Origin of the sequence: Streptomyces poonensis (genome assembly GCF_014650915.1) — a bacterium.
In the GTDB taxonomy this organism is placed as follows: Bacteria; Actinomycetota; Actinomycetes; order Streptomycetales; family Streptomycetaceae; genus Streptomyces; species Streptomyces poonensis.
Genome location: NZ_BMVW01000005.1, coordinates 235042 through 259336, shown reverse-complemented (window position 1 = coordinate 259336; position 24295 = coordinate 235042). Strand labels below are relative to the sequence as shown.

Here is a 24295-nt window from a genome sequence, read left to right as displayed (position 1 = left end):
GGCCGCGGCAGATGCGCTCGTACGGAGCCGGGCAGGACAAATGTCACCGGACCCGCCACTGGGGTCGTCGGCGACCGGGCGGTACAAGGAACTCCATGCCCATCGACGCAGCCAAGGCCCTTGACGCCCCGCCCCGCACCGCCGAGATCACCTGGACCCCCGAGGACGTCCAGCTCTACCACCTCGGCATCGGCGCCGGCGTCCCCGCGACCGACCCCGGCGAACTGCGTTACACGCTGGAGTCCCGGCTGCACGTCCTGCCCGCCTTCGCCACCGTCGCGGGCGGCGGGCCCCCCGGAGTGATCCGTGGCCTGTCGGCGCCCGGTGTCGACGTCGACCTGGCGCGGGTGCTGCACGGCGGCCAGACGATCGCCGTGCACCGTCCGATCCCCGTCGCGGGCAGGGCCGTCACCACCTCGCGCATCACCGCCGTCCACGACAAGGGGAAGGCCGCGGTGCTCGTCCTGCGCACCGAGGTCGCCGACGCGGACGGGCCGCTGTGGACGGACGACGCCCGGATCTTCGTCCGCGGGGAGGGCGGCTGGGGCGGCGGGCGCGGCCCGTCCGGCAGCCCGCCCGACCTGCCGTCGGGCCCGCCGGACCGGCTGGTCGAGCGGCCCGTCCGGGAGGACCAGGCGTTGCTGTACCGGCTCTCCGGCGACCGGAACCCGCTGCACGCGGACCCCGCCTTCGCGCGGCGCGCCGGGTTCGAGCGGCCCGTCCTGCACGGGCTGTGCACCTACGGGATCACGCTGAAGGCTGTCGTCGACACGCTGCTCGGCGGGGACGTGACCCGGATCCGCGCCTACGGCACGCGCTTCGCCGGGGTGGTCTTCCCGGGCGAGACCCTGCGCGTCCGGATGTGGCGGCGGGGCGAGGGCACGGTCCAGGTCTCGGTGACGGCGGCCGAGCGGGGCGACGCCCCGGTGCTCGCCGACACCGTCGTCGAACACGTGTGAACGGGAACGGCCCCGCCCGTCGTCGAACACGACGGGCGGGGCCGGGCGCCGGTGCGCCGTACCGCCCGGCTCAGGCGGCCGACTCGGCCGGTTCGTGCTGCTCGGCCGGCTTGCGGTGCCGTCCGCGCGGTGTCGCCTCGGCGTCCTCGGCACTGACCGAGCCGCGGTGCCGTCCGTGGCCCAGGAGGTCCTGGGCCTGCGACTCGGCGTGGGCGGCGGGCGGTTCCGTGGTGTGCACGTCGCTCATCTGTAAATGTCCCCCAACAGCATTATTCGTACAGGCGGGTGATTTTAACGGGCCTCCGTGCGGGTTCCGACGCCGCCCATGTGCGGTGCGGCGTACGCGGCGGCGGATGCGACGTACGCGGCGGATGCGGTGGATGGGGCGGATGCGGTGGGTTTGTTCGCCGCAGGCAGCCCCACGCGCCCCCGCAGCGGCGCCTCCTGCAACGGCACCGGCCGCGGGGCGACCGGCTCCGGGACAGCCGGTACCGGAACCGAAGCCGGTACCGAGAGGGGAGGCGACGCCTGCACCGGCGCCGTACCACCGCCCGCGCAGGCCCCCGGCGCAACGGCCCCCGCCCCCGCCGGTACCCCCACCCAGGACACCCCGCACGGCACCGCCCTCGTCGCGTACGGCAGACCGAGCACCCCGTCCCTCGTCAGCAGCCCGGAACCCGTCAACCATCCCTCGGGCGGAGGCAGATGGTGCACCCGGCCCTCGCCCGGCCGCCAGGTGCCCACCCAGCTCCCGGCCGCGCTGTCGATCCGCAGGGCCACCGCGCAGTTCTCCGGGGTGAGCACCTCCCCGGGCTGGATCGCGAACGGCAGCACCGCGCAGTCCCGCAGCCGCAGGCACTCCGGGAAGCGGACCGGCAGCGCGCTGCCCAGCACCCCCCAGCCGAGGCGGGCACGGCCCGGCGACGGCGCGTCCGAGCGGATCACGAGCAGCCCGCTGTACGGGTCCGCGAGCAGCAGCCGGTCGTCGCTGTGGTCCGCGATCTGCAGCAGCGGGGATGCCTCGCCGGCCCGCTCCAGGTCCACCACCACCGTCTTCGTCCGGCCGTCCAGCAGCCGGTCGAGGGCGAGGAGCCGTCCCGTACGGTCCAGCCACACCCCGCCCGAGCAGTGCCCGGGCACCTCCGCCAGCTGCTCGGGACCGAACGCCCCGCCCACCACGAGCCACACCGCCGTCGACCGCGGGCCCGCGGCGAGGGCGTACGCCCGCTCCCCGCCCGGGGCGGGCGGCAGCAGCCACAGCGCGGCCGAGGGATCCGAGCACTCGACCCCGCCGAGCGGCAGCTCGCCGGTCCCGGGACCGGCCGGGTACAGCAGCGAGAACATGTGCCGCCCGCTCGCGACCCGGTGGACCAGCACCCGTCCGTCGCCCATCGGGTGCACCTCGGTACCGGGCTCCTCCGGCTGGCCGGCGGGCAGCGGCACCGCGTAGGGCTCGGGGCCGTCCAGGGTCCAGCGCTCCGGGTACCAGGACTCACCCCCCGCGTGGGCGAGGCGCGCGGCGTACGTCCCGCCGGAGCTGATCACGCATCCGGGCCGCGGGCACGGGTGGCCGCCGTGCCCCGCGTAGGGGCCGCCGTCACCGTGCCCCGCGTACGGGTCGTCGCCGTACCCGGCGGCCGGGAGCGCGGGTACCCCCTGCCCGGACGGGTCCGCGAGCCCGGCCCCGGTGGATGCACAGACCGTCATCGTTCGGTCACCTCCGGCTATGACGCTAGTTTTCGTACGCGCGGGCGTGGAACCGGCAGGGCAGCCGCTTCACACATAAGGAGGGTCGTACCGCAATTCATCCGGGCAAACAGGGACCGGTGTGCTGCCGGGGCCGGGAAGCGGGCGATCGCGGGACGCCACTGGTCAAGTGACCGACGGCCGGCCGGGCACCGGAGGAAGACAGGTAGCCTTTTCCCCGTGCCCCGTCTGTCTGAAGTCATCGCCGCGCTCGACGCCCTCTGGCCCCCCGAGCGGGCCGAGGCGTGGGACGCGGTCGGTACGGTCTGCGGCGATCCCGACCAGGACGTCTCCCGTGTGCTGTTCGCCGTCGACCCGGTCCAGGAGATCGCGGACGAGGCGGTGAAGCTCGGCGCCGACCTGCTGGTCACCCACCACCCCCTCTACCTGCGCGGTACGACGACGGTGGCGGCCTCGACCTTCAAGGGCCGCGTCGTGCACACCCTGATCAAGAACGATGTCGCGCTGCACGTCGCCCACACCAACGCCGACACGGCCGACCCGGGCGTCAGCGACGCGCTCGCCGGCGCCCTGGACCTGCGGGTCGTGCGCCCCCTCGTGCCGGACCCCACGGACGCCACCGGCTGCCGCGGCCTCGGCCGGGTCTGCGCACTGGACCACCCGCTGACCGTGCGGGAGTTCGCCGCCCGGGCCGCCGAGCGGCTGCCCGCCACCGCGCAGGGCATCCGCGTAGCCGGTGATCCGGACGCGCTCGTGCGCACGGTCGCCGTGAGCGGCGGCAGCGGCGACAGCCTCTTCGACGCCGTACGGGCCGCGGGCGTCGATGCCTTCCTGACCGCGGACCTGCGCCACCACCCGGTGTCGGAAGCCCGCGCCCGCAGTGCTCACAGCACTGCCGACACTCCTCTCGCGCTGCTCGACGCGGCGCACTGGGCCACCGAGTGGCCCTGGTGCGAGCTGGCCGCCGCCCAGCTCGACGAGATCTCCGACCGCCACGGCTGGGACCTCAGGGTCCATGTCTCCAAGACGGTCACCGACCCCTGGACCGCCCACGCGGCGTCCATCACCACCGATTTCCCGGGAGCCCCCAACTGAACGCCGCGCCCGCCGACCAGATCCGCCTCCTCGACGTGCAGGACCTCGACGTACGCCTGCAGCAGCTCGCCCACAAGCGCCGGTCGCTTCCCGAGCACGCCGAGATCGAGTCGCTGACCAAGGACCTCACGCAGCTGCGCGACCTGCTGGTGGCCGCGCAGACCGAGGAGGGCGACTGCGCCCGTGAGCAGACCAAGGCCGAGCAGGACGTGGACCAGGTGCGCCAGCGCGCGGCCCGCGACCAGCAGCGCCTGGACTCCGGCGCCGTCACCTCCCCCAAGGACCTGGAGAACCTCCAGCGCGAGATCGCCTCGCTCGCCAAGCGCCAGGGCGACCTGGAGGACGTCGTCCTGGAGGTCATGGAGCGCCGTGAGTCCGCGCAGGAGCGGGTCACCGAGCTGACCGGCCGCGTGGCCTCCGTCCAGTCGAAGATCGACGACGCGACGGCCCGCCGCGACACCGCGTTCGAGCAGCTCGACGGCGAGGCCGCCGCGGTGACCAAGGAGCGCGAGGTCATCGCCGGTTCCGTCCCCGCCGATCTGCTGAAGCTCTACGACAAGCTGCGCGGCCAGCAGGGCGGCATCGGCGCGGCCAAGCTGTACCAGCGCACCTGCCAGGGCTGCCGCCAGGAGCTCGCGATCACCGAACTCAACGAGGTCCGCTCGGCCGCCCCGAACACGGTGGTGCGCTGCGAGAACTGCCGCCGCATCCTGGTGCGTACGGCCGAGTCCGGCATCTAGGCGCAGGGCGTACGGAGTGGAGTTCGTCGTCGAGGCCGACGGGGGTTCCCGGGGCAACCCGGGTCCGGCGGGGTACGGCGCTGTCGTCCTGGACGCGGGGACGGGCGAGACGCTCGCGGAGCGGGCGGAGTACCTCGGCGTCGCGACGAACAACGTGGCGGAGTACCGGGGCCTGCTCGCCGGCCTGCAAGCGGCCCGCGAACTGGCCCCGGACGCCGACGACTCCGTCCGGGTCCACGTCCGCATGGACTCCAAGCTCGTCGTGGAGCAGATGTCGGGCCGCTGGAAGATCAAGCACCCTGATCTCCGGCCCCTTGCCATGCAGGCGGCGGCCGTCTTCCCGCCGTCCCGCGTCACATACGAGTGGATCCCGCGCGCACAGAACAAGCACGCCGACCGCCTGGCCAACGAGGCGATGGACGCGGGGGCGCGCGGGGAGCAGTGGTCGCCGTCGGCGTCGACGGCGGACCTGGATCCGCGCGCGGGACGGGAACGGGCACAGTCCTCGGTGCCCGAGCCCTCGGGCCCGCCCGGGGACGCGGCGGCCGGTGCGGCGAAGGCGCGGGCGGCGCTGGCCGGGGCCCGTCCGTCCGCCGTGGCGGAAACAGCCAAGGCCGAGGCCGACCTCCGCGCCGCCCGCAACGTGGCCTCCACCGGCCCCGCGCCCGACCTCGGCACCCCCGCCACCTTCGTACTCCTCCGGCACGGCGAGACCCCGCTGACCCCGGAGAAGCGCTTCTCGGGCAGCGGCGGATCGGACCCCTCCCTCTCCGGCATCGGCCGCCACCAGGCGGAACGCGTGGCCGCCGCCCTCGCGGCCCGGGGCACCGTCCAGGCGGTCGCCTCCTCACCGCTCGCCCGCTGCCGCCAGACGGCCGGGATCGTCGCGGCCCGGCTCGGCCTCGGCGTACGGGTCGAGGACGGCCTGCGGGAGACCGACTTCGGTGCCTGGGAGGGGCTGACCTTCGCGGAGGTGCGCGAACGCCATCCCGAGGACCTGAACGCCTGGCTGGCCTCGCAGGACGCCGAACCCACCGGCGGCGGCGAGAGCTTCGCGGCCGTGGCCCGGCGCGTCGCCGCCACCCGGGACGAGCTCGTGACCGCGTACAAGGGCCGCACGGTCCTCCTCGTCACACACGTCACGCCGATCAAGACCCTGGTCCGGCTGGCCCTCGGCGCACCCCCGGAGTCCCTCTTCCGTATGGAGCTGTCGGCGGCCTCGCTGTCGGCGGTGGCGTACTACGGGGACGGGAACGCTTCGGTTCGGCTGCTCAACGACACGTCGCACCTGCGCTGAGCGCGGCCGCATCCCGGGCCAGCGCCTCGACGCGAGCCCAGTCGCCGCCCGCGACGGCCTCCGCCGGGAGCATCCAACTGCCGCCCACACACCCGACGTTGGGAAGGGCGAGGTAGTCCGGCGCCGAGTCCGGTCCGATTCCCCCGGTCGGGCAGAAGCGCGCCTGGGGGAGCGGCCCGGCCAGCGCCTTCAGATACGCCGTACCGCCCGCGGCCTGCGCCGGGAAGAACTTCATCTCCCGCACCCCGAGCTCCAGCAGCGCCACCACCTCGGAAGCGGTGGAGACACCCGGCAGGAACGGCACCCCGGACGCCTGCATGGCCCGCACCAGCCCTTCCGTCCAGCCTGGGCTGACCAGGAACCGCGCACCCGCCGCGACCGCCTCGCCGACCTGCGCGGCGGAGACGACCGTGCCCGCCCCGACCACGGCCTCCGGCACCTCGGCCGCGATCGCCCGGATGGCGTCCAGCGCGCCCGGCGTCCGCAGGGTCACCTCGATCGCGGGCAGGCCGCCCGCGACCAGCGCCCGCGCGAGCGGTACGGCGCGGGCGGGATCCGACACGACGACGACCGGGAGGACGGGGGCGAGGTCCAGTACGGAGGCGGAGAGGGAGGTGGAGGTGGCAGGGGAGGTGTCCGTCATGGCGCCATCCTGCACAGGGCGAGCAGCATGCACAACGGCTGTTGCGCATGCTGCAATGACTGTGGTCAGTGAATGTCTGTCACCACCACATCCAGCGCCCACGCCTTCCCCGCCTTGGCGGGCGCCTCGGCCTCCACGACGTACCCGAGATCGCGCAGCGCCTCCACCAGCTCGGCGGGGTCCTTGGGCGCGATGCCCTCACTCACCAGACTGCGGACGATCCGCCCCTTGGTCGCCTTGTTGAAGTGGCTGACGACCGACCGCTTCTCCACCCCGTCGACGATCTGCGAGTGCAGCACCCGCACGGTTGCCGTCCGCCCCGCGACCTCACCCTTCGGCTTCCAGGCCGTCGCGTACGCGGAGGACCGCAGGTCGAGTACGAGTCCGTCCCCGGCGGCCTCGGGGAGCGCGCTCGCCATGGGCGTACGCCAGAAGGCGCCGAGGGCGCCGAGCCCGGGCAGCTTCACGCCCATGGAGCACCGGTAGGACGGAATACGGTCGGTCACGCGGACCGCGCCCCACAATCCCGAGAACACGAGCAGGGAGCGGGCCGCCCGCTGCCTGGCCGCGGTGTCGAGCGAGGCGAGGCCGAGGGCGTCGTACAGCACCCCGGTGTAGATCTCCCCGGCGGGCCGCGCCCCGGCGGTCCTGAGCTCAGCATTCTTGGCGACCTCGCCGCGCAGCCCCTCACTCAGGCCCAGCACCTCCCGCGCCTTCTCCTCGTCCCCCGCGCACAGTTCGACGAGCTCACCGAGGACGGCCTCGCGGGCGGGGGTGAGGGCCGGCGACGAGAGCGACTCCAGCGCCAGCGGGGCGCCACGGCCGGACGACGCCTTGCCTTCGGACGGCGGCAGCAGCACGAGCACGGGTGGTTCTCCTTGTACGGGGCGGGTGGGGCTCCGCCAGCGTACGGCGTGACGGAAGCCGGGCCTCCGCGCACTAAGACGCCGCGCGCACCCTTGTGAGCTCCCTCACCAGCTCGTTCGCGTCATCGGCATGGAACCGCACCAGCCGTACGGGGCGGGGCCTGCCGAAGAAGGTGACGTGCTCGACGGGCTCCGCCAGCTCCACCGTGACCGAGGTCTGCGAGCCGACGGCGAGATCGAGCTCACCGTCCCGCTTCTCGTGCGTGGTGCGCAGCTCGCGCCGTACCGAGGCGACGGAGGCGAGCGGCACCCACAGATCCACGACGGCGAAGCGGCGCAGACGCAGGGCGGTGCCGGTGAGGACGTGCGGCCGGGTCACGGAGGCGGCGTACATCCCGACGACGATGAGGACCGTATAGAGGTCGACGACGAGAAAGGCGTAGTGCACGACGGGAAAGTCCCGCAGCAGCACGGCCATCGCCACGGTCTCGACGACACACACGAACCCGAAGCCGAACATCATGGCCCCCTGCCCGCGCGCATACCCGAAGGCCCGCCCTTCCCCCGCGCCATGAGGCCGCCGCGCCACCCACCGCACAAGACTGACCAGCAGCAACAGCTCATGCCGTACGAGGATGAGCGCGACCTGCGCGGACTTCCTCATCGCCCTCATCGCCGGCCCTCCGCGACCATCCGCAACGTACGGCGGACGACCTCCGCCTGGGCCGGGGCGAAGTCGGCGTAGAGGGCCTGCAGGAAACTGTGCCCCTCGTCGACGCCGACGTCCGGCACCAGCCCCTCCGGGATGGAGCCGACGAGAAACCGGGCCGCCTCCTCCACCCGCGGATCATCGACGTCCGCGTCGACGAGCTCGTCCAGCAGCGCGTACGCCCGATGCGCCCGCTCGACGCCGCCCGGCACGGCGAACGCGCTCCGGAACGACGCGAGCATGCGTTCCCGTTCCCCCGGGGACGCTGTGGTCTCGATCAGCGCGAGCACTTCACGGTCCATGGCGGCCATGGGGGACTCGGGTCCGGGCGGCGACGTATCGCCCATCTCGCGGAACAGGGCGGCGAGCTCGGCGGAAACGGGCCCCTCCGCGGGCAGCCGCCCCTGCTCGGCCTCCTCCCTCACCTTCCGCAGCCGCTCCCGCCGCTCCCGGACGGCGGCCTCCTGCCGGGCCAGGTCCTCGTCCAGCTCCGCGAGCACCTCGTCCAGCTCCCGCCCCTCCTCGTCCGCCAGCACGTCCCGTACCTCGGCGAGCCCGAGCCCCAGCTCGGTCAGCCGCCGGATCCGGGCGAGGACGACGGCGTGCCGCAGTGTGTAGTCGCGGTACCCGTTCGGGCGCCGCTCCGGTTCGGGCAGCAGCCCGAGGTGGTGGTAGTGCCGCACTGTCCGGGTGGTGACACCGACGGCCGCGGCGAGCTCTCCGATCCGCATGCCGAACAGTAGAAACGTTGACGTTGCGGCAGGGTCAAGCGGGCGGCGCGTGCCTGACGGCCCGCGGTGCCGTGTGCCACGATCGAGGGAACGGTTCCCGACCTCTCGGACAGGTGATCTCCCGGTGTCCCAGTCTGGCGAGCGACAGAAGGAGGGGCGTGACATGACTGCCATGGCCCACGAGCCGCTCACGCAGGAAGACGTCCTGTTGGAGAGCTTCCTTGCCCTGGACACCCCGGACGGGGTCCGGGCGGAACTGATCGACGGGGAGATCGTTGTGACACCGCCGCCGGACGGGGAGCACGAGGACTACATCGAGCTGATCCTGATGCAGGTGTACCGGCGATCCCGGACCGACATGCAGTTCGCCGGGAACAAAGGCTTGAAGGTGGACAGCGGAGGTGCCTGGCCCACGGACCATGTGATCCCGGACGGCACTTTCGCCCCGCGTCGGCTCAGGCTCTACCGGACCGCCAACTCCTGGATGCCCTGCGATGGCGTGGCCATGGTGGTCGAGGTCACTTCCACCAGGCCCCAGGCCGACCGTGAGGCCAAACGCCGCTGTTACGCGCGTGGTGTCGTTCCGCTGTACCTGCTGGTCGATCGCAAGGCCGCGTCGATCACCTTGTTCAGCGATCCGGAAAAGGGCGACTACCGCGAACATCGCACCGTCCCCTTCGGCAAGCCCATCCCCCTCCCCGAACCCTTCTCCTTCGACCTGGACACCGCCGACTTCCTCTGATCCCCTGAAGCGGGGGAGGGGGACCAAAGGTGACCGCACAAGAAGTGGCCCGCTGGACCAGGGCACGGCTCGGCCGCTGCGGCCCGCCCCTCGACCTCCTCACCGCCTGCTTCGACCGGCACCGTTACGCCCCGCACGCCCACGACGAATTCACCGTCGGCGTCACGACCGGCGGCCTGGAGGTCATCGCCTACCGCGGCGACCGCATCTACTCCGGCCCCGGCTCCATCGTCGTCCTGGAACCCGGCGAGATGCACACCGGCGGCCCGGCCGCCCCCGACGGCTACGCCTACCGCGCCCTGTACGCAGCCCCGCCCCTGCTGACCGACGGCACCGCGGACGGCGGCGGCCTCCCGCACTTCCGCGAACCCGTCCTCGACGACCCGGAACTGGCCGCGGCCCTGCGCCGCGCCCACACCGACCTCAGCACCTACCCCGACCCGCTGGAGGCCGAGTCCCGCATCCCCTGGCTGCTGACGGCCCTCGCCCACCGCCACTCCACGGCCCGCGCCACCCGCGACAGGCTCCCCGGCGCCGCCCGCCTCGCCCACGCCGTACGCGACCGCCTGGCGGACGAACTCCTGACCCCGCCCTCCCTCACCGACCTGGCCACCGACCTGGGCCTGTCCCGCTACCAGCTCCTCCGCGCCTTCCGTACGACGATGGGGATACCGCCCTACGCCTGGCTGGCCCAGTACCGGGTGAACAGGGCCCAGTGCCTCCTCGCAGCCGGACTGCGCCCCGCCGAGGTCGCCCCGCTGGTGGGCTTCGCCGACCAGGCGCACCTGACCCGCTGGTTCCGCCGGGTGCTGGGGGTGACCCCGGCGGCGTACCGCAACAGCGTTCAAGACACCCGGCACTGAGGCGGCCGATCCTGCGGGCATGACTGCACGCGGCTGGTTTCTGTTCTCCCTGATGGGAGTGGTCTGGGGCATCCCCTACCTGATGATCAAGGTGGCGGTGGAGGACCTCTCCCCGTCGATGGTGGTGTTCACGCGCTGCGCACTGGGCGCGGCGCTCCTGCTCCCGTTCGCGATACGCCAGAGGACCGGAACCGGGACCCTGCCCCACACCGTCCGAACTCACTGGCGCCCCATGCTGGCCTTCGCCTGCATCGAGATCATCGTCCCCTGGTTCACCCTCACCGACGCCGAACGCCACCTGTCCAGCTCCACCGCCGGCCTGCTGATCGCGGGCGTGCCGATCGTCGGCGTGGTCCTGGCCCGCTTCTTCGGCGCCACGGAACGGCTGGGCCCGCGCCGGGCGACCGGCCTGGCCCTGGGCCTGGCGGGCGTGGCGGTCCTCACGGTCCCGCACCTGACCGGCGGCGACGCGCGCTCGCTGGCGGAAGTCCTGCTGACGGTGCTGGGCTACGCGATCGCCCCGCTGATCGCCGCCCGCCACCTGAAGAACGTCTCCTCGCTGCAGCTCACAACTGCGTGCCTCACACTGGCCGCCCTGGTGTACGCAGTACCCGCCGCGATCACCTGGCCCACCTCGCCCCCGTCCGCCGAAACCCTCGCCTCCCTCGCCGGCCTTGGGGTGCTGTGCACGGCGGTGGCGTTCGTGGCCTTCCTGGAGCTGATCAGGGAGATCGGTCCGACCCGGGCAACGGTCATCACGTACGTGAACCCGGCGGTGGCGGTGGCGGTGGGAGCCCTGTTCCTGGACGAGGCCCTGACACCGACGGTCCTGACGGCCTTCGCGCTGATCCTGACGGGCTCGGTGCTGGCCACGGCAGCGGCGGGACCGAGCAGGGACACCCGCCCGGTACCATGGTCGGCACGGCAGACGAGCCGGGCGGACGGCCGCGTGGAGTCCCCCTAGGGGGCTTCCCGAGGAACGTCCGGGCTCCACAGGGCAGGGTGGTGGCTAACGGCCACCCGGGGTGACCCGCGGGACAGTGCCACAGAAAGCAAACCGCCCAGTGCTCAGGCGCTGGGTAAGGGTGAAACGGTGGTGTAAGAGACCACCAGTGCCCAGGGTGACCTGGGCAGCTAGGTAAACCCCACCCGGAGCAAGGTCAAAAGGAGCGCCGTAACAAGCGCTCTGCGCGGACGTTCGAGGGCTGCCCGCCCGAGTCCGCGGGTAGACCGCAGGAGGCCGGCGGCAACGCCGGTCCTAGATGGATGGCCGTCGCCGAGGAGTCCGCGAGGACCCCTCGGAACAGAACCCGGCGTACAGCCCGACTCGTCTGCCGCTCTCCGATTGCGCACCCATGAGGGCTGGGGCTGTCAAGGCGCACGATGTCCCGGCCCGGTGTGTGCCGAGGGGGTTCGCGCCGAGTTGAGCGCCGTTGTCCTGATCGAGGGCGAGCCCGGCGCGGAAACCCGTCTGGACCGCCTCGGCGTCGAGGCCGGCTCCACCGACCAGGTCGACGCCGCCACCACCCGGCTCACGGACGGGGGGCTCGCTGCACCGGCCCCGACACCGGCGCGGACGGATGCTGCACCGGCTGGCCGGCCGCAGCGGCATGCCGATGCGGCCGGCCAGCCGGCCCCGCTACGGCGTGAGCAGTCGGCGCAGCCGCGGAGTGCCGAGGGCGACCACTGTGCCGACCGCCAGTACGAAGGACCCGAGCAGCAGGAAGTAGGCCGTCGGCGACAGTACGGCGGTCAGCCGGAACAGCTGGCCTCCCACCACCACACCCACGGCACCGAACATGCCGTTCACCGCGAGCAGACGGCTTGTGCTGCCGGGCGGTGCGACCGCGGCGGCCAGCGCCAGACCGGCCGGAGCGAGCGCGATCTCACCGCAGGAGTAGAGCAGGTACACCAGCAGCAACCACTGCGGGCCGACCGGGCCATGCTCGGCGAGCCGGGCGGCGACGGCCATCAGCAGAAAGCTGAGACCGGCTGCGATCAGCGCGCCCGCGAACTTGACGGGAACGTCGACGCGGGGACCGGCACGCAGCCAGAGCCGAGCGAAGAGCGGGGCGACCAGCAGGACGAAGAGCGGGTGCACGGACTGGAACCAACTGGCGGGGACCTCGAAGCCGAGCAGATCCCGGTCGGTGTGCCGCTCGGCGAAGAGGCTGAGCACCGAGCCGCTCTGCGCGAAGATCATCCAGAATGCGGCGGACGCGGTCATCAGCGCGGTGAATCCGGCGATACGACGCTGGTGGCCCGCTTCCCGTGTGTGGGTCCGGCGCAGTGAACGCAGGTACCAGAACGGGAGGGTGACCGTGGTCAGGCCGAGGACGGCGAGCACCGCGGGAAGAGGCAGCAGTCCGTACGCTGCCGGCACCACCAGGAGCGCTCCCGCCGTACCCGCGGCCCAGACGGCGCCCCGGAGCATCGCGGCGGCCTCGGGGCCCGGCACCGGGCGGGGCGGACGCGCGCCCACGTCGCCGTACCGGCGCAGGCCGAGGGCGAACTGGATCAGCCCCGCCGTCATACCGAAGGCGGCCGACGCGAAGCCGAGGTGCCAGGCGACGCGCTCCGCCAGCAGCCCGGTGACGACGGGGGCGATGAGCGCACTGATCTGGATGCACATGTAGAAGAGCGAGAAGGCCGCCTCGCGGCGGCCCTCCCCGTCCCCGCTGACCCCCGCGACCATGGCCGCCATGGCCGGCTTGACCAGGCCGGTACCCGCGATGACCAGCAGCAGCCCGGCATAGAGCGTGCCCGTGACCGGAACCGCGAGCACCACGTGGCCACAGGTGATGAGCACACCGCCGAGCAGCACGGCCCGGCGTGCGCCCAGCACCCGGTCGGCGAGCCAGCCGCCCGGCAGACCGGCCATGAAGGTGAGCGACATGTACGCCGCGAAGATCGCGGTGGCCGACTGCGGCGCCATGCCCATGCCGCCGCGAGCCTCAGCAGCGGTCAGGTAGAGGACCAGGATCGCCGCCATGCCGAAGAAGCTGAACCGCTCCCACAGGTCGACCGCGAGCAGGGTGCCGAAGCCGGGCCGGCGGCCGTTCCCCGCCCGTACCGCTGTGACGGGGGCGGTCGTCGGCGATGCGTCCGACGGGGTGAGGGACGTGTCCACCGGAGGTCACCCGCCCGGTTTGAGCGCCACCCCGGCCAGCATCGCGAGTCCCGGGTCGGGGGTCTCGGCCGGTTCGGGACGCCACAGCGGTGCGCGGACCACGCCGGGTTCCACGAGCTCCAAGCCTTCGAACAGCGCGGCGAGTTCCTGGTTGTCGCGCCAGATCACCTGGCTCACCGCACCCCGGTACTGCTCGGCCGCCTCCGGCGCCGCCCTCGGCACCTCCTCCGCGCCGGCGTGCGAGATCACCAGGGCACTGGCGGGTGCCAGCCGCTCGGTGTACCGGCGCACCAGGGCGAGCGGATCGTCGCCGTCCGGGACGAAGTGCAGTACGGCGGCGAGGATCAGCGCGACCGGCCGGTCGAAGTCGATCAGCCGGCGGGTGTCCGCCGCGTCCAGGATCTCCTGGGACCTGTACAGGTCGCCCTGGAAGACGGCCGCTCTGGGTTCGTCGGCGAGCAGCGCCCGGCCGTGCGCGACGGCCACCGGGTCGATGTCGACATAGACGACCTTGCTGTCCGGGTGGGCAGCGAGGGCCACGTCGTGCACGTTGCCCTCGGCCGGGATGCCGGAGCCGATGTCGAGGAACTGCCGTATGCCGAGCGCGGACAGCTCGCGTACCGCGCGGCGCAGGAAGGCTCGGTTGGCCTTGAGGGTGGCAGGGAGGTCGGGGTTGCCGGCCGCGACCTTGCGGGCGAGTTCCCGGTCCACCGGGAAGTTGTGGGTGCCGCCGATCCAGTGGTCGTAGACCCGGGCGATGCTCGGGGTGTCGATGTCGACCTCCGGCGGGGCCCAGGCGGGGCGTTCCAGTTCGGTGTCCTGACGTTCCACGGGTGTCTCCTCCAGTAGGGGCGGGGCGGGGCGGGGCGGGGCCTGCGGTCACGCCGTGAACACCGGGAGCTCTTCGAGGCCGCGCATCATCAGGCTGCTGCGCCAGCGCAGTTGATCCACGTCCACGGCGAGCCGCAGCCCGGGAAAGCGCGTGAGGAGGCGGCTGAGGACGATCTGTCCCTCCAGCCGGGCGAGCGGGGCGCCCAGGCAGTGATGGATGCCATGGCCGAAGGCGACCGAGGCGGTGTGGGCGCGGGTGATGTCCAGGCGGTCCGGGTCGGGGTAGCGGGCCGGGTCCCGGCCGGCGGCGCCGAGCGAGATGGTCACGAACTCGCCTTCGGGGATGACCACGGAGCCGACCTCGACGGGCTCGGTGGTGAACCGCCACGTGGCGTTGGTGACCGGACCGTCATGGCGGAGGAACTCCTCGACGGCCGCGGGCCACAGCGACTCGTCCGCCGCGAGCTGCTGACGCACCCCGGGGTGGGTGAGCAGGGCCAGGGTGCCGTTGCCGATGAGGTTGACCGTCGTCTCGTGTCCGGCCACCAGCAGCAGGAACGCCATGGAGATCAGCTCGTCGGACGACAGCTGGTCGCCGGCGTCCTGGGCGTGTACCAGGTCGGTGAGCATGTCATCGGCCGGTTCGGCCCGCTTGGCCTCGATCAGCGCCCTCAGGTAAGCGATCATCGACGCGCTGGCCTCGCGCACCTCGTCGGTGCCCGCGCCGGAGACGAGCAGGTTGGACCAGCGGCGGAAGGCGGCCCGGTCGTCCGGGGGCACACCGAGCAGCCAGCAGATGACCGTGAACGGCACCGGGAAGGCCAGCGCCTCCATGAGGTCCAGCCGCTCGTGCCGGGCCATGGCGTCCAGCAGTTCGTCGGTGAGCTCGGTGATGCGCGGCCGCAGGGACTCGGTCCGGCGCGCGGTGAAGGCCCGGCCGACGAGCCGGCGCAGCCGGGTGTGGTCCGGCGGGTCGCTGTCCAGCATGTGCACGCTGAGGACGTGCGGGAACTGGCTGCGCTCGCCCGACTCCGCGAGGAACTCCCGCTGTCTGTCGGGATCGGCGAAGTTCCGTGGGATGAGGTCCCGGCCGACTCGCATGTCCTTGCTCAGCCGGGGGTCGGCGAGCAGCGCCCGGGCGTGCTCGTACCCGGTGACCAGCCAGGTACGCAGGCCGTTCGGTGTCGTCACGGGCACGGCGGACGCGGTGCGCCGCAGCTCGGCCAGCGCCTCGTGCGGGTTCTGGTGGAAGGCGGGGGTGAACAGGTCGATCGGCGGGGCGGTCTGCCGGGCGCTGATGCGTGCCATTCTCAGACTCCTTCCGTGACATCGGCGGTGGCCCGGTCCCCCGCGTAGCTGGCGAGCTCCCGGTAGATCTCGAAGGGCCGGGCCCGGCCGGTGTCGCGCAGCGGCCGCAGCGGGGCGGTCTGGTCCTTGTGGGCGGGGCCGCTCTCCCAGGCGGTGAACGCCTCCCAGTCCGACCAGCGGCTGACCACGACATAGGAGCGCGGATCGCCGACGGCGTGCAGCAGCTTGTTGCCGAGCAGGCCGGCGGTACCCGTCATCCGGCGGCTGGCCTCGTGGTACGCGGACAGCACCCGGTCCGGGTCGTCGCTCAGGTGGTAGAGCACCACCTCGATGGCGCCACCGGTCACGATGCGGCGCCGGACAGGGCGGCGACCACGTGCATGGTCGTCATGGAGCCGCCGCTGCGGTACGGGTGCAGCTTCTGGCGGTGCTCCAGATGGCGGTCGCTGGTCTCGAACTCGCGGAACAGCGGCTCGTTCGTCCAGTCGCTGACGATGTAGTAGACGCCGTCCTCCTCGGTGCTGCGGGACAGCCACTGGCCGAGGTTGGCGGGGTGGGTGGTGACCGAGTCGCCGACCTCCAGCCACACCTTCTCGAAGTCGTTCTCCATGCCGGGCTTGATCTGCATCCGCAGCATGACCCGGAAGACCTTCTCGGCGGGCTCGGGCATGTCAGATCCCCCCGTCGACGTTGAGGGTCTCGCCGGTGATGTACGCGGCGGCGTCGGAGAGCAGGAACAGCACGGGGCCCGCGAGTTCCTCGACGGTGCCGAGGCGGGCGAGCGCGGTCTTGCGGGAGTACATGGCCCGCAGTCCGTCGGCGCGGTCGGCGGGCATGGTGGCGAAGGCCTCGGTCTCGATGACGCCGGGGGCGACCACGTTGACCCGGATGCCCCGCGGGCCGAGTTCCTTGGCGAGGGAGCGGGTCAGCCCGATCATGGCGGCCTTGGCGGCGGTGTAGTGGGCGCGCAGCGGGATGCCCGCGGCGGCTCCGCGCGAGCCGATGTTGACCACCGAAGAGCCGGCGCCGAGCAGCGGCAGCGCCTGCTGGATGATCCGGTAGGCGGCGGTGAGGTTGGTGTCGAGGATCCGCGCCCATTCGTCGGCGGGCAGGTCGGCGAACGGGATGTGGCTGATCACGCCCGCGTTGTTGACGATCCCGTCGAGCCGCCCGAAGCGGTCCTTGGCCTCGCCGACGAGGCGGTCGACCTCGGCGGTGTCGCCGACGTCCGCGCGGATCACATGGTGGTCGCCGGCCGTCTCCTTCAGCGCGGCGGTCAGGCTTTCGACGGCCTCGCTCTCCTGCCGGTAGCAGGTGAGGACGTCGGCGCCGGCCCGGGCGGCGGCGAGGACGATGCCCCGCCCGATGCCCCGGGTGCCGCCGGTGACGAGCAGTTTCCTGCCGTGCAGTGCGAGTTCCACTGGGAATCCCTCCATGGCTGGGCCGCGGCTCAGACGCAGCCGTCGACGTGGATGTTCTGGCCGGTGACGTAGCCGGCGTGGTCGCTGATGAGGAACAGCACGGCCTGGGCGATGTCGTCGACGGTGCCGAGCCGGCCGAGCGCGGTGAAGGAGGCGAAGGCGGCGCGCTGCCGCTCGGCCTCCTCGGCGGGCAGTTCGTCGAGCGCCTCGGTGGCGATACGGCCGGGCGAGACCGTGTTGACGCGGATGCCGCGCGGTCCGAGTTCCCGGGCCAGCGAGCGGGTCATGCCGACCAGCGCGGACTTGACGGCGGTGTAGTGAACGCCGCCGGCCATGCCGATGAAGGCGACCGTGGAGCCGATGTTGACCACCGAGGAGCCGGCGGAGAGCAGCGGCAGGGTGCGCTGGGTGACCAGGTGGGTGGCGGTGAGGTTGCCCTGGAGGGTGGCGGCCCACTCGGCGGGCCCGAGGTCGGCGTACGGCTGCGGACGGAAGGTGGCGGCGTTGTTGACGACGGCGTCCAGTCCGCCGAGGCTCGCCTCGCACGCGGAGGCCAGCCGGTTCACGTCCGTCTCGTCGGCGGCGTCGGCTCGCAGCACCTGGTGCTTGCCCGGGGTACCGGCCAGTTCCTCCTCCAGGGTGGCGACGGCCGTGCCGGGGGTGCGGTAGCAGGTGACGACGTCGGCGCCGGCCCGGGCCGCCGCGAGGACGATGCCCCGCCCGATGCCGCGGCTGCCGCCGGTCACCAGGACGCGCTTGCCCTGGAGTTGCCGGCCGGCCCGGGCCGCGGTCTCCACCTTGGCCTTGATCAGCCGCATCTGGACGGCGGTGTTGCGATTGAGCCTGGCGGTCATCCCGGCGTCGTCGACCGGGGCGTCGGGCTTCATCGCGAAGTCCTGGATCCAGCGCATCCGTACGCCGCCGGGCACCTCCTCGTACTCCCAGCGGATGTTCATGTACGCGAAGGGGCCGGTCTCGACCCGGCGGGCCACGACGGTGCGGGTGGCCGGGTCGGGGGTGCGCTCGGAGACCCAGCTCCAGACCGTGCCGTTCTCGTCCGGGTGCAGGGCGAGGCGGAAGGTGACGGTGTCGCCGTCCTGGCCGAGGATCTCGGCGGAGGCGTACTCGTTGAACAGCCGCGGCCAGGCGGCCACGTCGTTCGTCATCGTCCAGACCAGGTCCATCGGTGCCTCGACGACGATCGCGTTGTCAGTGTGTCCTGCCATCAGACGTGGGCCTCCGTGAGCCGGGCGTGGACATAGGAGAGGGCCTCGCGCGGGGTCTGGGTGTGCGCCAGGTCACCGTCGGGGATCTGGATGCCGTACTCGCGCTCGATGCGGTTGACGAGTTCCAGCAGGGCCAGGGAGTCGTAGCCGAGGTCGACGAACGCGGTGTCGGCGAAGTGCTCGCCGTCCAGATCGGTCTGCTCGTCGACGCCGGCGCTCGCGCGCAGGATCCGCCGGATGTCGTCGAGGGTGAACTCCGCCATGGGGAGCCGCCTTTCGTACGTCGTGGGTGGTGGTGGGCCGGTCACTTGGTGCGGGCGTCGCGGTCGCCGGCGCCGAGGACCAGTGCGGAGGTGAAGCCGCCGTGGCCGCGGGCCAGGACCAGGGCGGTACGCGGGTCGGTCTGGCGGGGGCGGTCGAGGACGAGGTCGATCTCGCAGCCGGGGGCCGTCCGGCCGAGCCCCGCGGTGTGCGGGACGACACCGGCGCTCAGGGCGAGCAGCGCGGTCGCCACGTCCAGCGCGGCGCCGCCCGCGTACAGGCGCCCGGTGAGGGTCTTCGGCGCGGTCACCGGTACGCCGCCGGGGCCGAAGACCTCGGTGATGGCGCGGGCCTCGGCGAGGTCCTCGGCGAGTGTGCCGGAGGCGTCGGCGAAGACCATGTCGATGTCGCCCGGGGCGAGCCCGGCGTCGGCGAGGGCGCGCCGGACGACGGACACCAGCACGGAGTGCCGCGCGGCGGTGCCGTCCGCCGTGGGGTCGAACCCGGCCGCGTAGCCCCGCAGTTCGCCGTAGGCCGGGACCCCGCGGGCGCGTGCCGCGTCGGCCTGCTCGACGACGAGGACGGCGCCGCCCTCGCCCGGGACGAAGCCGGAGGCGGCCGCGTCGAAGGGCAGGTAGGCGCGGGCGGGATCGTCCTCGGTGGACAGCCGCCCGGTGGACATCTGCGCCACCAGGCCGTACGGGCACAGCGAGGCGTCGGTGCCGCCGCTGAGCACGAGCCGGGAGCCGGTGTCCAGCAGCCGCCGGGACTGACCGAGGGCGTCGAGGCCACCGGCCTGCTCACCGCAGATGACCCCGCAGGGGCCGCGCATGCCGTGCCGGATGGAGACCTGGCCGGTGGTGGCCGCGTAGAACCAGGCGATGGACTGGTAGGCGCCGACCCACGAGGAGCCCTTCTGGTAGAGGTTCTCCATCTCGTGCTGTCCGAACTCGGTGCCGCCCGAGGAACTGGCGGTCACCACCGCCATCTCGTACTCCGGCAGGGTCGCCGGGTCGGCGGCGGCGTCCGCGAGGGCGTCCTCGGCGGCGGCCAGCGCGAAGTGGGTGAAGCGGTCGGTCTGCGGGACGAGCCGCCCGGGTACTTGCTCACCGGCCCGGAATCCGGGCACCTCACCGGCGACCCGGACGGGGTAGCCGGTCGGGTCGAAGCGGGTGATCCGGCCGAGGCCGCTCTTGCCCGCGAGCACCGACTCCCAGTGCCGGGCGGCGCCGATCCCGGTGGGCGCGACCACGCCGAGCCCGGTGACCACGGACCGGCCGCGGCGGCCGGGGCGTATGCCGGAGGCGCTCATGCCGCCTCCCCGAGGGTGGGCCGGCCCAGGACCATCGCCGTCTGGAAGCCGCCGAAGCCGCTGCCCACACTGAGCACCCGGTCCATGCGGTGCTCGCGGGCCGTCACCGGCACATAGTCGAGGTCGCATTCGGGGTCGGGCGTGGACAGGTTGGCCGTCGGCGGTACGACCTGGTGGCGCAGGGCCAGGGCGCAGGCGGCGATCTCCAGGGAGCCGATGGCGCCGAGCGAGTGCCCGATCATCGACTTGATGGAGCTGACCGGCACCTCGTGGGCCCGCTGTCCGAGACTGCGCTTGAACGCGGCGGTCTCGTGCCGGTCGTTCTGCTTGGTGCCCGAGCCGTGCGCGTTGATGTAGTCGATGTCGCCGGCGTCGAGCCGCGCCCGGTCCAGGGCGACCCGGACGGCCTCGGCCATCTCCCGGCCGTCGGGCTTGAGGCCGGTCATGTGGAAGGCGTTGCTGCGGCCGGCGAAGCCGAGGATCTCGGCGTACACGGTGGCGCCGCGGCGCCTGGCCGACTCCAGCTCCTCGATGACCATGACGGCGGAGCCCTCGCCCAGGACGAAACCGTCGCGCCGTCCGTCGAAGGGCCGGGAGGCGTGTTCGGGGTCGTCGTTGTTGGCCGTGGTGGCCTTGATGGCGTCGAAGCAGGCAGAGGTGATCGGCGACAGCGGGGCGTCGGTGGCGCCGGCGAGCACGATATCGGCCGTGCCCTCCTCGATCAGCTGGACGCCGTGTCCGATGGCGTCCAGGCCCGAGGTGCAGCCGGTGGATATCAGCGCGACCGGCCCCTCGGCGCCGGCCTGCCGGGCCACCTCGACGGCGAGGGTGCTGGGCACCATGTAGCCGTACAGGTGGGGAACGCCGTAGCTGTGGTCGACCAGCCAGTCGCGGCCGCCGTCGGAGAGGACCGCGTACTCCTCCTCCAGGCCCATGGTGCAGCCGACGGCGCTGCCGATGCTCACGGCGACCCGTTCCGGGTCGGCGCCGGGCAGTTCGACGCCGCTGTCCGCGACGGCCTCGCGGGCGGCGACGACCGCGAACTGGCCGGCCCGGTCCATCCGGCGGGTCTCCTGGGGGGTGAGTCCGGCGGCGAGCGGATCGAAGTCGCACTCGGCGGCGACCTGGGAGCGGAACCCGGCCGGGTCGAACAGGCTGATGCGGCGGGTGGCGGTGCGGCCGGCGGTGAGCAGGTCCCAGTAGGCGTCCCGCCCGATCCCGCCGGGCGCGACGGCGCCCACCCCGGTGATCACCGCGCGGCGGTGCGACGCTGTCATCGGGCCGCTCCCACATCGGGGTTGCCCGCGGACGCGTCGAGCGGCTGCTCCGTGTCGACGTGGCCCAGTTCGGGGCGCGGTGCGAGCGGGGAGAGGTGGAAGACCGCCTCGGCCGGTACGGACCCGGTGTTGACCAGGCGGTGGCGCACCCCGATGGGCACCAGCAATGAGTCGCCGGGGCCGAGTTCGACCGGGGCGCCGCCGTCCAGCGTCATCTCCAGGCGACCCTGGATCACATGCAGGAACTCCTCGGAGTACGGGTGGTAGTGCTCGGTGACGTGGTGGCCGGGGGCCAGTCGCAGCACTCCGCCGAAGCCGGAGGTGCAGCCCACGGTCCTGGGGCTGAGAGTGACGCGGATGTCGCCGCCGCGCTTGGTGTTGGCGGCGACCTCGTTCGCGGAGACCCTGGTGGTGGCGGGGGCGCTCATCGGGCACCGCCCAGGTTCGCCGAGCGCGGGGCGCTGGTCCGCGGGCCCTGCTGAGGCGTCCAGGAGTAGAAGGGGACGGCCATGGCGTCCTTGGGCTCGCGCCAGCCGGGGTCGTAGGGCGAGATGAACTGGCCGAGCCGGGTGTTGATCTCCTCGTAGAGCGGGTGGCTGCGCGCCTTGTACAGGTTGGGCGCGATGTCCTGCTCGGCCTCCACCAGATGGAAGTACAGGTTGTGGAACGCGAACAGCGTCCGCCTCGACACCCCCACCAGATGTGGCAGTTCGGTGCTGTCCGAATCGGCGAAGACCTGCGCGACGCCCTCGGCGTCGGCGAGGTCCATCCTCGCCACGATCAGCGTTCGGTGCACGATGTCCTCCCGGCTTGTCGGTTCTGTGTTCACCCTGGTCGGCGGGGGTCGAGACGCCCTCGAGGGCGCCTGGAGAACCGCTGACGGCCCCGGTGCGGGGGCCCTGGCCGGGCGGGGGGCGGCGACGGCTCGGTGGGTGGGGGCGGGCAGATCGCGGCGGCTAGGGGCGGAGGCGGCCGGGCACGGCGCGACACGGGCCGGCGCGAAGGGCGACGGACGCAGCGCGACGGGCCGACGCGAGGAGCAGCCGGCACAACACGACGGCCCGCCGCACCTGGGGTGCGGCGGGCCGTCGCGGAGATCTTCCCACCCGGCGTTGCCGGTTCCACCGGCATGCCTGGCTCTACCGGCGGACGCCCGCCGTCTTCATCAGCGTCACGTGGGCGCCGGTGCGGCCGCCGGCGCCCGTCCGGCCGTTCGGTACGTCACTCGCGGGCGCGCCCCGCAGGAGCAGGATCAGGGCCTGTCGGGTGAGCCGGGGCACGGAGTACAGGGGCTCGGCGTCCGCGGTCAGGTGTTCCTGGACGAGATGGACGTCGACGAGGTACTCGAGGAGCGTCTCGGCGTCACCGATGCCGGGGCGCAGCCGTGCCACCACCTCGTCAAGGCTCCATCGGGGCCGCTCACGCTGGAGCAGCAGGCGCAGCAGCTCCTGGGAGGGGGCGAGCAGATGCCGGTGGCTGGCGGCCATCGTGGCCATCAACGACTGGGTCCCGGCGGGCAGTTCGAGCAGCACCCGGTGGTTGCCGCGCAGCCGCAGCGCCAGCCGGGCCGCCGACCAGCCGGGCCGCGCGGTGAGCCGGCCCGCCACCGCCCTGATCGCCAGGGGCAGTCCCTCGCACTGCCCCATCAGCTCCTGCACGGCGGCGGGGTCCTCCTGCCGGGAGCGTTCCCCGGCGACCCGGTCGTAGAGCTGGAGGGACTCCTCGGGGGACAGGGCGGGAAGCACGATCTTGCGGCCGGTGGAGAGGCTGTGCGCCCGGTAGCGGTTGGTGGCGATCACCGCGCAGCCGGAGCCGCCCGGCAGGACGGCACGGACCTGGGAGGCGGTGAGCACGTCGTCGACCACGACCAGTACCCGGCGGTCCGCGGTCCAGCTGCGGAAGAGCCGGCTCAGCTCGTCGAGCCCGGCGGGCTGCTTCTCGCGCTGGATGCCACAGGCGGTGAGACAGGCCGACAGCACGTCGGCGAGCTGCTGGGAGCCCTCGCCGACGGTGGACAGGTCGATGAAGAGCTGTCCGTCGGGGAAGCGCGGGCGCAGCCGGTGCGCGGCGCGTACGGCGAAGGCGCTCTTGCCGACGCCGGGCGGGCCGTGCACCTCCACGACCCGCATGCCGGTGCTGGCCCGGTCCGCGCCGAGGAAGGTCTCCAGCTGGTCGAGTTCGCGTTCCCGTCCGACGAAGTCACCGACGTCGGCGGGGAGCTGGGCCGGTCCGGGCGCGAGCCGGCGCCCGCCGGGTGCGGTGTCCGCCTTGGCCGTGGCGGCCGGTCCTCTGAGGTGGCCGCGGTCGGCGAGCACCTCCTGGTGGAGCCGCTGGAGCTGCGCGGAGGGTTCCAGGCCGAGTTCCTCGACGAGATGGCTGCGCAGGGTGCGGAAGGTGTTGAGGGCGTCCGGCCGGCGTCCGCAGCGGTGCAGGGCGCGCATCAGCTGTCCGGCGAACGCCTCGTGGGTGGGGTGGGCGCGGAAGGCCTCGGACAGCTCGTCCAGCACGGCGTGGTGGCGGCCGAGTTCGAGCTCTAAGGAGAAACGTTGCTCCTGGACGCTCTTACGACGTTCCTCCAACTGGGTCGACCAGGCCGACAGCCGGCGTCCGGTGCTGATATCGACGAGGGCTCTGCCCTGCCACAGCGAAAGGGCGTTCTTCAGGGTGCGGGCGGCCTCGTCCCCGTCGCCGCGGCGGAGTTGTGCCATGCCCTGTTCGGTGAGCTGGTCGAACCGGTAGGCGTCCACCGACTGCTTGTTGTCCAGGCGCAGTTCGTAACCGCCCACTCTGGTCAGGAGTGCGGGGCAGCCGTGCGGCGGACGGGTTCCGAAAGGCGCGCCGTGCTGTCCGGTGGCCAGCAGCAGTCTGCGGCGCAGTTGATAAATGTAGGTTTGCAAGGTGGTCAGCGCGCTGAGCGGCGGACGGTCCTCCCACAGCTCCTCGCACAGCTGATCCACGCTGACCAGCGAGTTGGCATTGAGCACCAGCAGGGCAAGCACCTGACGCAGTTTGGGAGCCGACGGTGTGACGTCCTCTGCGTTCCTACGTACTCGCATGGAGCCCAGCAGACCGATCTCTATCACTGCATCCCCCCTGAGTGCGCCGCCTGTGTGGGGTGGCGGCCATCGGTTGTTCACCTTCCTGCGTCACTCGTTTTCGGGCGAAACATCCCATGCA

General features: G+C 72.8%; 25 protein-coding genes, 1 other RNA gene and 3 pseudogenes. 9 read left to right on the top strand and 20 right to left on the bottom strand.

The window, feature by feature from the left end; all coding sequences use genetic code 11:
* Positions 1-95: 95 nt before the first annotated feature.
* Positions 96-959, top strand: coding sequence for a MaoC/PaaZ C-terminal domain-containing protein (locus tag IE242_RS16105; protein ID WP_189859681.1), 864 nt, complete (start codon positions 96-98; stop codon positions 957-959).
* A gap of 70 nt (positions 960-1029) precedes the next feature.
* Here IE242_RS16105 and IE242_RS16100 read toward each other — a convergent pair whose 3' ends face one another.
* Both IE242_RS16100 and IE242_RS16095 read right to left on the bottom strand, forming a co-directional pair.
* Positions 1030-1206, bottom strand: a complete 177-nt coding sequence (locus IE242_RS16100; protein WP_189859679.1) for a hypothetical protein — start codon at positions 1204-1206, stop codon at positions 1030-1032.
* 44 nt (positions 1207-1250) lie between these two features.
* A complete protein-coding gene (locus tag IE242_RS16095) occupies positions 1251-2666 on the bottom strand; it encodes a hypothetical protein (RefSeq protein WP_229858968.1) in 1416 nt (471 codons plus the stop codon).
* 219 nt (positions 2667-2885) lie between these two features.
* Here IE242_RS16095 and IE242_RS16090 point away from each other — a divergent pair, with 219 nt between their 5' ends.
* The 3 genes from IE242_RS16090 to IE242_RS16080 are packed head-to-tail and all read left to right on the top strand — an operon-like array spanning position 2886 to position 5798.
* Entirely contained in the window at positions 2886-3761 is an 876-nt protein-coding gene (locus IE242_RS16090) for a Nif3-like dinuclear metal center hexameric protein (RefSeq protein WP_189859677.1), read from the top strand.
* Positions 3758-4501 carry a zinc ribbon domain-containing protein gene (locus tag IE242_RS16085; RefSeq protein ID WP_189859970.1) on the top strand — a complete coding sequence of 248 codons (744 nt, stop codon included), beginning with the start codon at positions 3758-3760 and terminating at the stop codon, positions 4499-4501. The genes IE242_RS16090 and IE242_RS16085 overlap by 4 nt, the downstream gene beginning before the upstream one ends.
* A 16-nt stretch (positions 4502-4517) precedes the next feature.
* Entirely contained in the window at positions 4518-5798 is a 1281-nt protein-coding gene (locus tag IE242_RS16080; protein WP_189859675.1) for a bifunctional RNase H/acid phosphatase, read from the top strand.
* Here the strand turns inward: IE242_RS16080 and eda are convergent.
* The 4 genes from eda to IE242_RS16060 all read right to left on the bottom strand — a co-directional run bounded on the left by eda (position 5773) and on the right by IE242_RS16060 (position 8747).
* Positions 5773-6441 (bottom strand): bifunctional 4-hydroxy-2-oxoglutarate aldolase/2-dehydro-3-deoxy-phosphogluconate aldolase, encoded by a 669-nt coding sequence (eda, locus tag IE242_RS16075; RefSeq protein ID WP_189859673.1) that lies wholly within the window; start codon positions 6439-6441, stop codon positions 5773-5775. The two genes, IE242_RS16080 and eda, sit on opposite strands and share 26 nt — an antisense overlap.
* 65 nt (positions 6442-6506) lie before the next feature.
* Positions 6507-7307, bottom strand: coding sequence for a peroxide stress protein YaaA (gene yaaA, locus IE242_RS16070; RefSeq protein WP_189859671.1), 801 nt, complete (start codon positions 7305-7307; stop codon positions 6507-6509).
* 73 nt (positions 7308-7380) lie between these two features.
* The gene (locus tag IE242_RS16065) at positions 7381-7980 is read right to left on the bottom strand and encodes a hypothetical protein (protein WP_189859670.1); all 600 of its coding nucleotides are present in this window, start codon (positions 7978-7980) and stop codon (positions 7381-7383) included.
* Positions 7977-8747 (bottom strand): MerR family transcriptional regulator, encoded by a 771-nt coding sequence (locus tag IE242_RS16060; RefSeq protein ID WP_189859668.1) that lies wholly within the window; start codon positions 8745-8747, stop codon positions 7977-7979. Before IE242_RS16060 ends, IE242_RS16065 begins: the two co-directional genes overlap by 4 nt.
* Before the next feature lie 163 nt (positions 8748-8910).
* Between IE242_RS16060 and IE242_RS16055 the strand changes: the two genes are divergently transcribed.
* From IE242_RS16055 to IE242_RS37725, 5 genes and pseudogenes are all read left to right on the top strand, one after another.
* On the top strand, positions 8911-9489 hold the full coding sequence (locus tag IE242_RS16055) for a Uma2 family endonuclease (RefSeq protein WP_189859666.1): 579 nt from the start codon (positions 8911-8913) through the stop codon (positions 9487-9489).
* Positions 9490-9518: 29 nt separating this feature from the next.
* Positions 9519-10352, top strand: a complete 834-nt coding sequence (locus IE242_RS16050) for an AraC family transcriptional regulator (RefSeq protein WP_189859664.1) — start codon at positions 9519-9521, stop codon at positions 10350-10352.
* 19 nt (positions 10353-10371) lie between these two features.
* Positions 10372-11163: pseudogene (locus IE242_RS39200) on the top strand (DMT family transporter); the annotation flags it as partial.
* A gap of 118 nt (positions 11164-11281) precedes the next feature.
* An RNA gene (rnpB, locus tag IE242_RS16040) (RNase P RNA component class A) lies at positions 11282-11686 on the top strand.
* Between the two features lie 98 nt (positions 11687-11784).
* Positions 11785-11904, top strand: a pseudogene (locus IE242_RS37725) (glyoxalase/bleomycin resistance/dioxygenase family protein); the annotation flags it as partial.
* An 87-nt stretch (positions 11905-11991) separates the two neighbouring features.
* Here the strand turns inward: IE242_RS37725 and IE242_RS16035 are convergent.
* The 14 genes and pseudogenes from IE242_RS16035 to IE242_RS15975 all read right to left on the bottom strand — a co-directional run bounded on the left by IE242_RS16035 (position 11992) and on the right by IE242_RS15975 (position 24174).
* Positions 11992-13482: a peptide MFS transporter gene (locus IE242_RS16035; RefSeq protein WP_189859662.1), complete on the bottom strand. Its 1491-nt coding sequence runs from the start codon at positions 13480-13482 to the stop codon at positions 11992-11994.
* A 6-nt stretch (positions 13483-13488) separates the two neighbouring features.
* A complete protein-coding gene (locus tag IE242_RS16030; protein ID WP_189859968.1) occupies positions 13489-14292 on the bottom strand; it encodes an SAM-dependent methyltransferase in 804 nt (267 codons plus the stop codon).
* A gap of 69 nt (positions 14293-14361) precedes the next feature.
* Positions 14362-15621 (bottom strand): cytochrome P450 family protein, encoded by a 1260-nt coding sequence (locus tag IE242_RS16025; protein ID WP_189859659.1) that lies wholly within the window; start codon positions 15619-15621, stop codon positions 14362-14364.
* A gap of 2 nt (positions 15622-15623) precedes the next feature.
* Positions 15624-15968, bottom strand: coding sequence for an antibiotic biosynthesis monooxygenase family protein (locus IE242_RS16020; protein WP_189859658.1), 345 nt, complete (start codon positions 15966-15968; stop codon positions 15624-15626).
* A complete protein-coding gene (locus IE242_RS16015) occupies positions 15965-16291 on the bottom strand; it encodes an antibiotic biosynthesis monooxygenase family protein (protein ID WP_189859656.1) in 327 nt (108 codons plus the stop codon). The genes IE242_RS16020 and IE242_RS16015 overlap by 4 nt, the downstream gene beginning before the upstream one ends.
* 1 nt (position 16292) lies before the next feature.
* Positions 16293-17042 (bottom strand): SDR family NAD(P)-dependent oxidoreductase, encoded by a 750-nt coding sequence (locus tag IE242_RS16010; RefSeq protein ID WP_189859655.1) that lies wholly within the window; start codon positions 17040-17042, stop codon positions 16293-16295.
* 29 nt (positions 17043-17071) lie between these two features.
* Positions 17072-17788 carry an SDR family NAD(P)-dependent oxidoreductase gene (locus IE242_RS16005; protein WP_229859006.1) on the bottom strand — a complete coding sequence of 239 codons (717 nt, stop codon included), beginning with the start codon at positions 17786-17788 and terminating at the stop codon, positions 17072-17074.
* A 24-nt stretch (positions 17789-17812) separates the two neighbouring features.
* Positions 17813-18268, bottom strand: a pseudogene (locus IE242_RS37720) (SRPBCC family protein); the annotation flags it as partial.
* On the bottom strand, positions 18268-18531 hold the full coding sequence (locus IE242_RS16000) for an acyl carrier protein (RefSeq protein WP_189859654.1): 264 nt from the start codon (positions 18529-18531) through the stop codon (positions 18268-18270). The gene IE242_RS16000 and the pseudogene IE242_RS37720, both read right to left, overlap by 1 nt.
* Before the next feature lie 41 nt (positions 18532-18572).
* Positions 18573-19841, bottom strand: a complete 1269-nt coding sequence (locus IE242_RS15995; protein WP_189859652.1) for a ketosynthase chain-length factor — start codon at positions 19839-19841, stop codon at positions 18573-18575.
* Positions 19838-21118: a beta-ketoacyl-[acyl-carrier-protein] synthase family protein gene (locus tag IE242_RS15990; protein WP_189859650.1), complete on the bottom strand. Its 1281-nt coding sequence runs from the start codon at positions 21116-21118 to the stop codon at positions 19838-19840. Before IE242_RS15990 ends, IE242_RS15995 begins: the two co-directional genes overlap by 4 nt.
* Positions 21115-21546: a cupin domain-containing protein gene (locus IE242_RS15985; RefSeq protein ID WP_189859648.1), complete on the bottom strand. Its 432-nt coding sequence runs from the start codon at positions 21544-21546 to the stop codon at positions 21115-21117. The genes IE242_RS15990 and IE242_RS15985 overlap by 4 nt, the downstream gene beginning before the upstream one ends.
* Positions 21543-21914 (bottom strand): TcmI family type II polyketide cyclase, encoded by a 372-nt coding sequence (locus IE242_RS15980; RefSeq protein WP_189859646.1) that lies wholly within the window; start codon positions 21912-21914, stop codon positions 21543-21545. The genes IE242_RS15985 and IE242_RS15980 overlap by 4 nt, the downstream gene beginning before the upstream one ends.
* 343 nt (positions 21915-22257) lie before the next feature.
* Positions 22258-24174 carry an AfsR/SARP family transcriptional regulator gene (locus IE242_RS15975; protein ID WP_268249466.1) on the bottom strand — a complete coding sequence of 639 codons (1917 nt, stop codon included), beginning with the start codon at positions 24172-24174 and terminating at the stop codon, positions 22258-22260.
* Positions 24175-24295: the final 121 nt, after the last annotated feature.

Bases quoted from the DNA above. Each gene is read 5' to 3' on its own strand.
- IE242_RS16105 (WP_189859681.1), top strand. From the start codon at position 96: ATGCCCATCGACGCAGCCAAGGCCCTTGACGCCCCGCCCCGCACCGCC.
- IE242_RS16100 (WP_189859679.1), bottom strand. From the start codon at position 1,206: ATGAGCGACGTGCACACCACGGAACCGCCCGCCGCCCACGCCGAGTCG.
- IE242_RS16095 (WP_229858968.1), bottom strand. From the start codon at position 2,666: ATGACGGTCTGTGCATCCACCGGGGCCGGGCTCGCGGACCCGTCCGGG.
- eda (WP_189859673.1), bottom strand. From the start codon at position 6,441: ATGACGGACACCTCCCCTGCCACCTCCACCTCCCTCTCCGCCTCCGTA.
- IE242_RS16065 (WP_189859670.1), bottom strand. From the start codon at position 7,980: ATGAGGGCGATGAGGAAGTCCGCGCAGGTCGCGCTCATCCTCGTACGG.
- IE242_RS16060 (WP_189859668.1), bottom strand. From the start codon at position 8,747: ATGCGGATCGGAGAGCTCGCCGCGGCCGTCGGTGTCACCACCCGGACA.
- IE242_RS16055 (WP_189859666.1), top strand. From the start codon at position 8,911: ATGACTGCCATGGCCCACGAGCCGCTCACGCAGGAAGACGTCCTGTTG.
- IE242_RS16025 (WP_189859659.1), bottom strand. From the start codon at position 15,621: ATGGCACGCATCAGCGCCCGGCAGACCGCCCCGCCGATCGACCTGTTC.
- IE242_RS16015 (WP_189859656.1), bottom strand. From the start codon at position 16,291: ATGCCCGAGCCCGCCGAGAAGGTCTTCCGGGTCATGCTGCGGATGCAG.
- IE242_RS16000 (WP_189859654.1), bottom strand. From the start codon at position 18,531: ATGGCGGAGTTCACCCTCGACGACATCCGGCGGATCCTGCGCGCGAGC.
- IE242_RS15995 (WP_189859652.1), bottom strand. From the start codon at position 19,841: ATGAGCGCCTCCGGCATACGCCCCGGCCGCCGCGGCCGGTCCGTGGTC.
- IE242_RS15990 (WP_189859650.1), bottom strand. From the start codon at position 21,118: ATGACAGCGTCGCACCGCCGCGCGGTGATCACCGGGGTGGGCGCCGTC.
- IE242_RS15985 (WP_189859648.1), bottom strand. From the start codon at position 21,546: ATGAGCGCCCCCGCCACCACCAGGGTCTCCGCGAACGAGGTCGCCGCC.
- IE242_RS15975 (WP_268249466.1), bottom strand. From the start codon at position 24,174: ATGCGAGTACGTAGGAACGCAGAGGACGTCACACCGTCGGCTCCCAAA.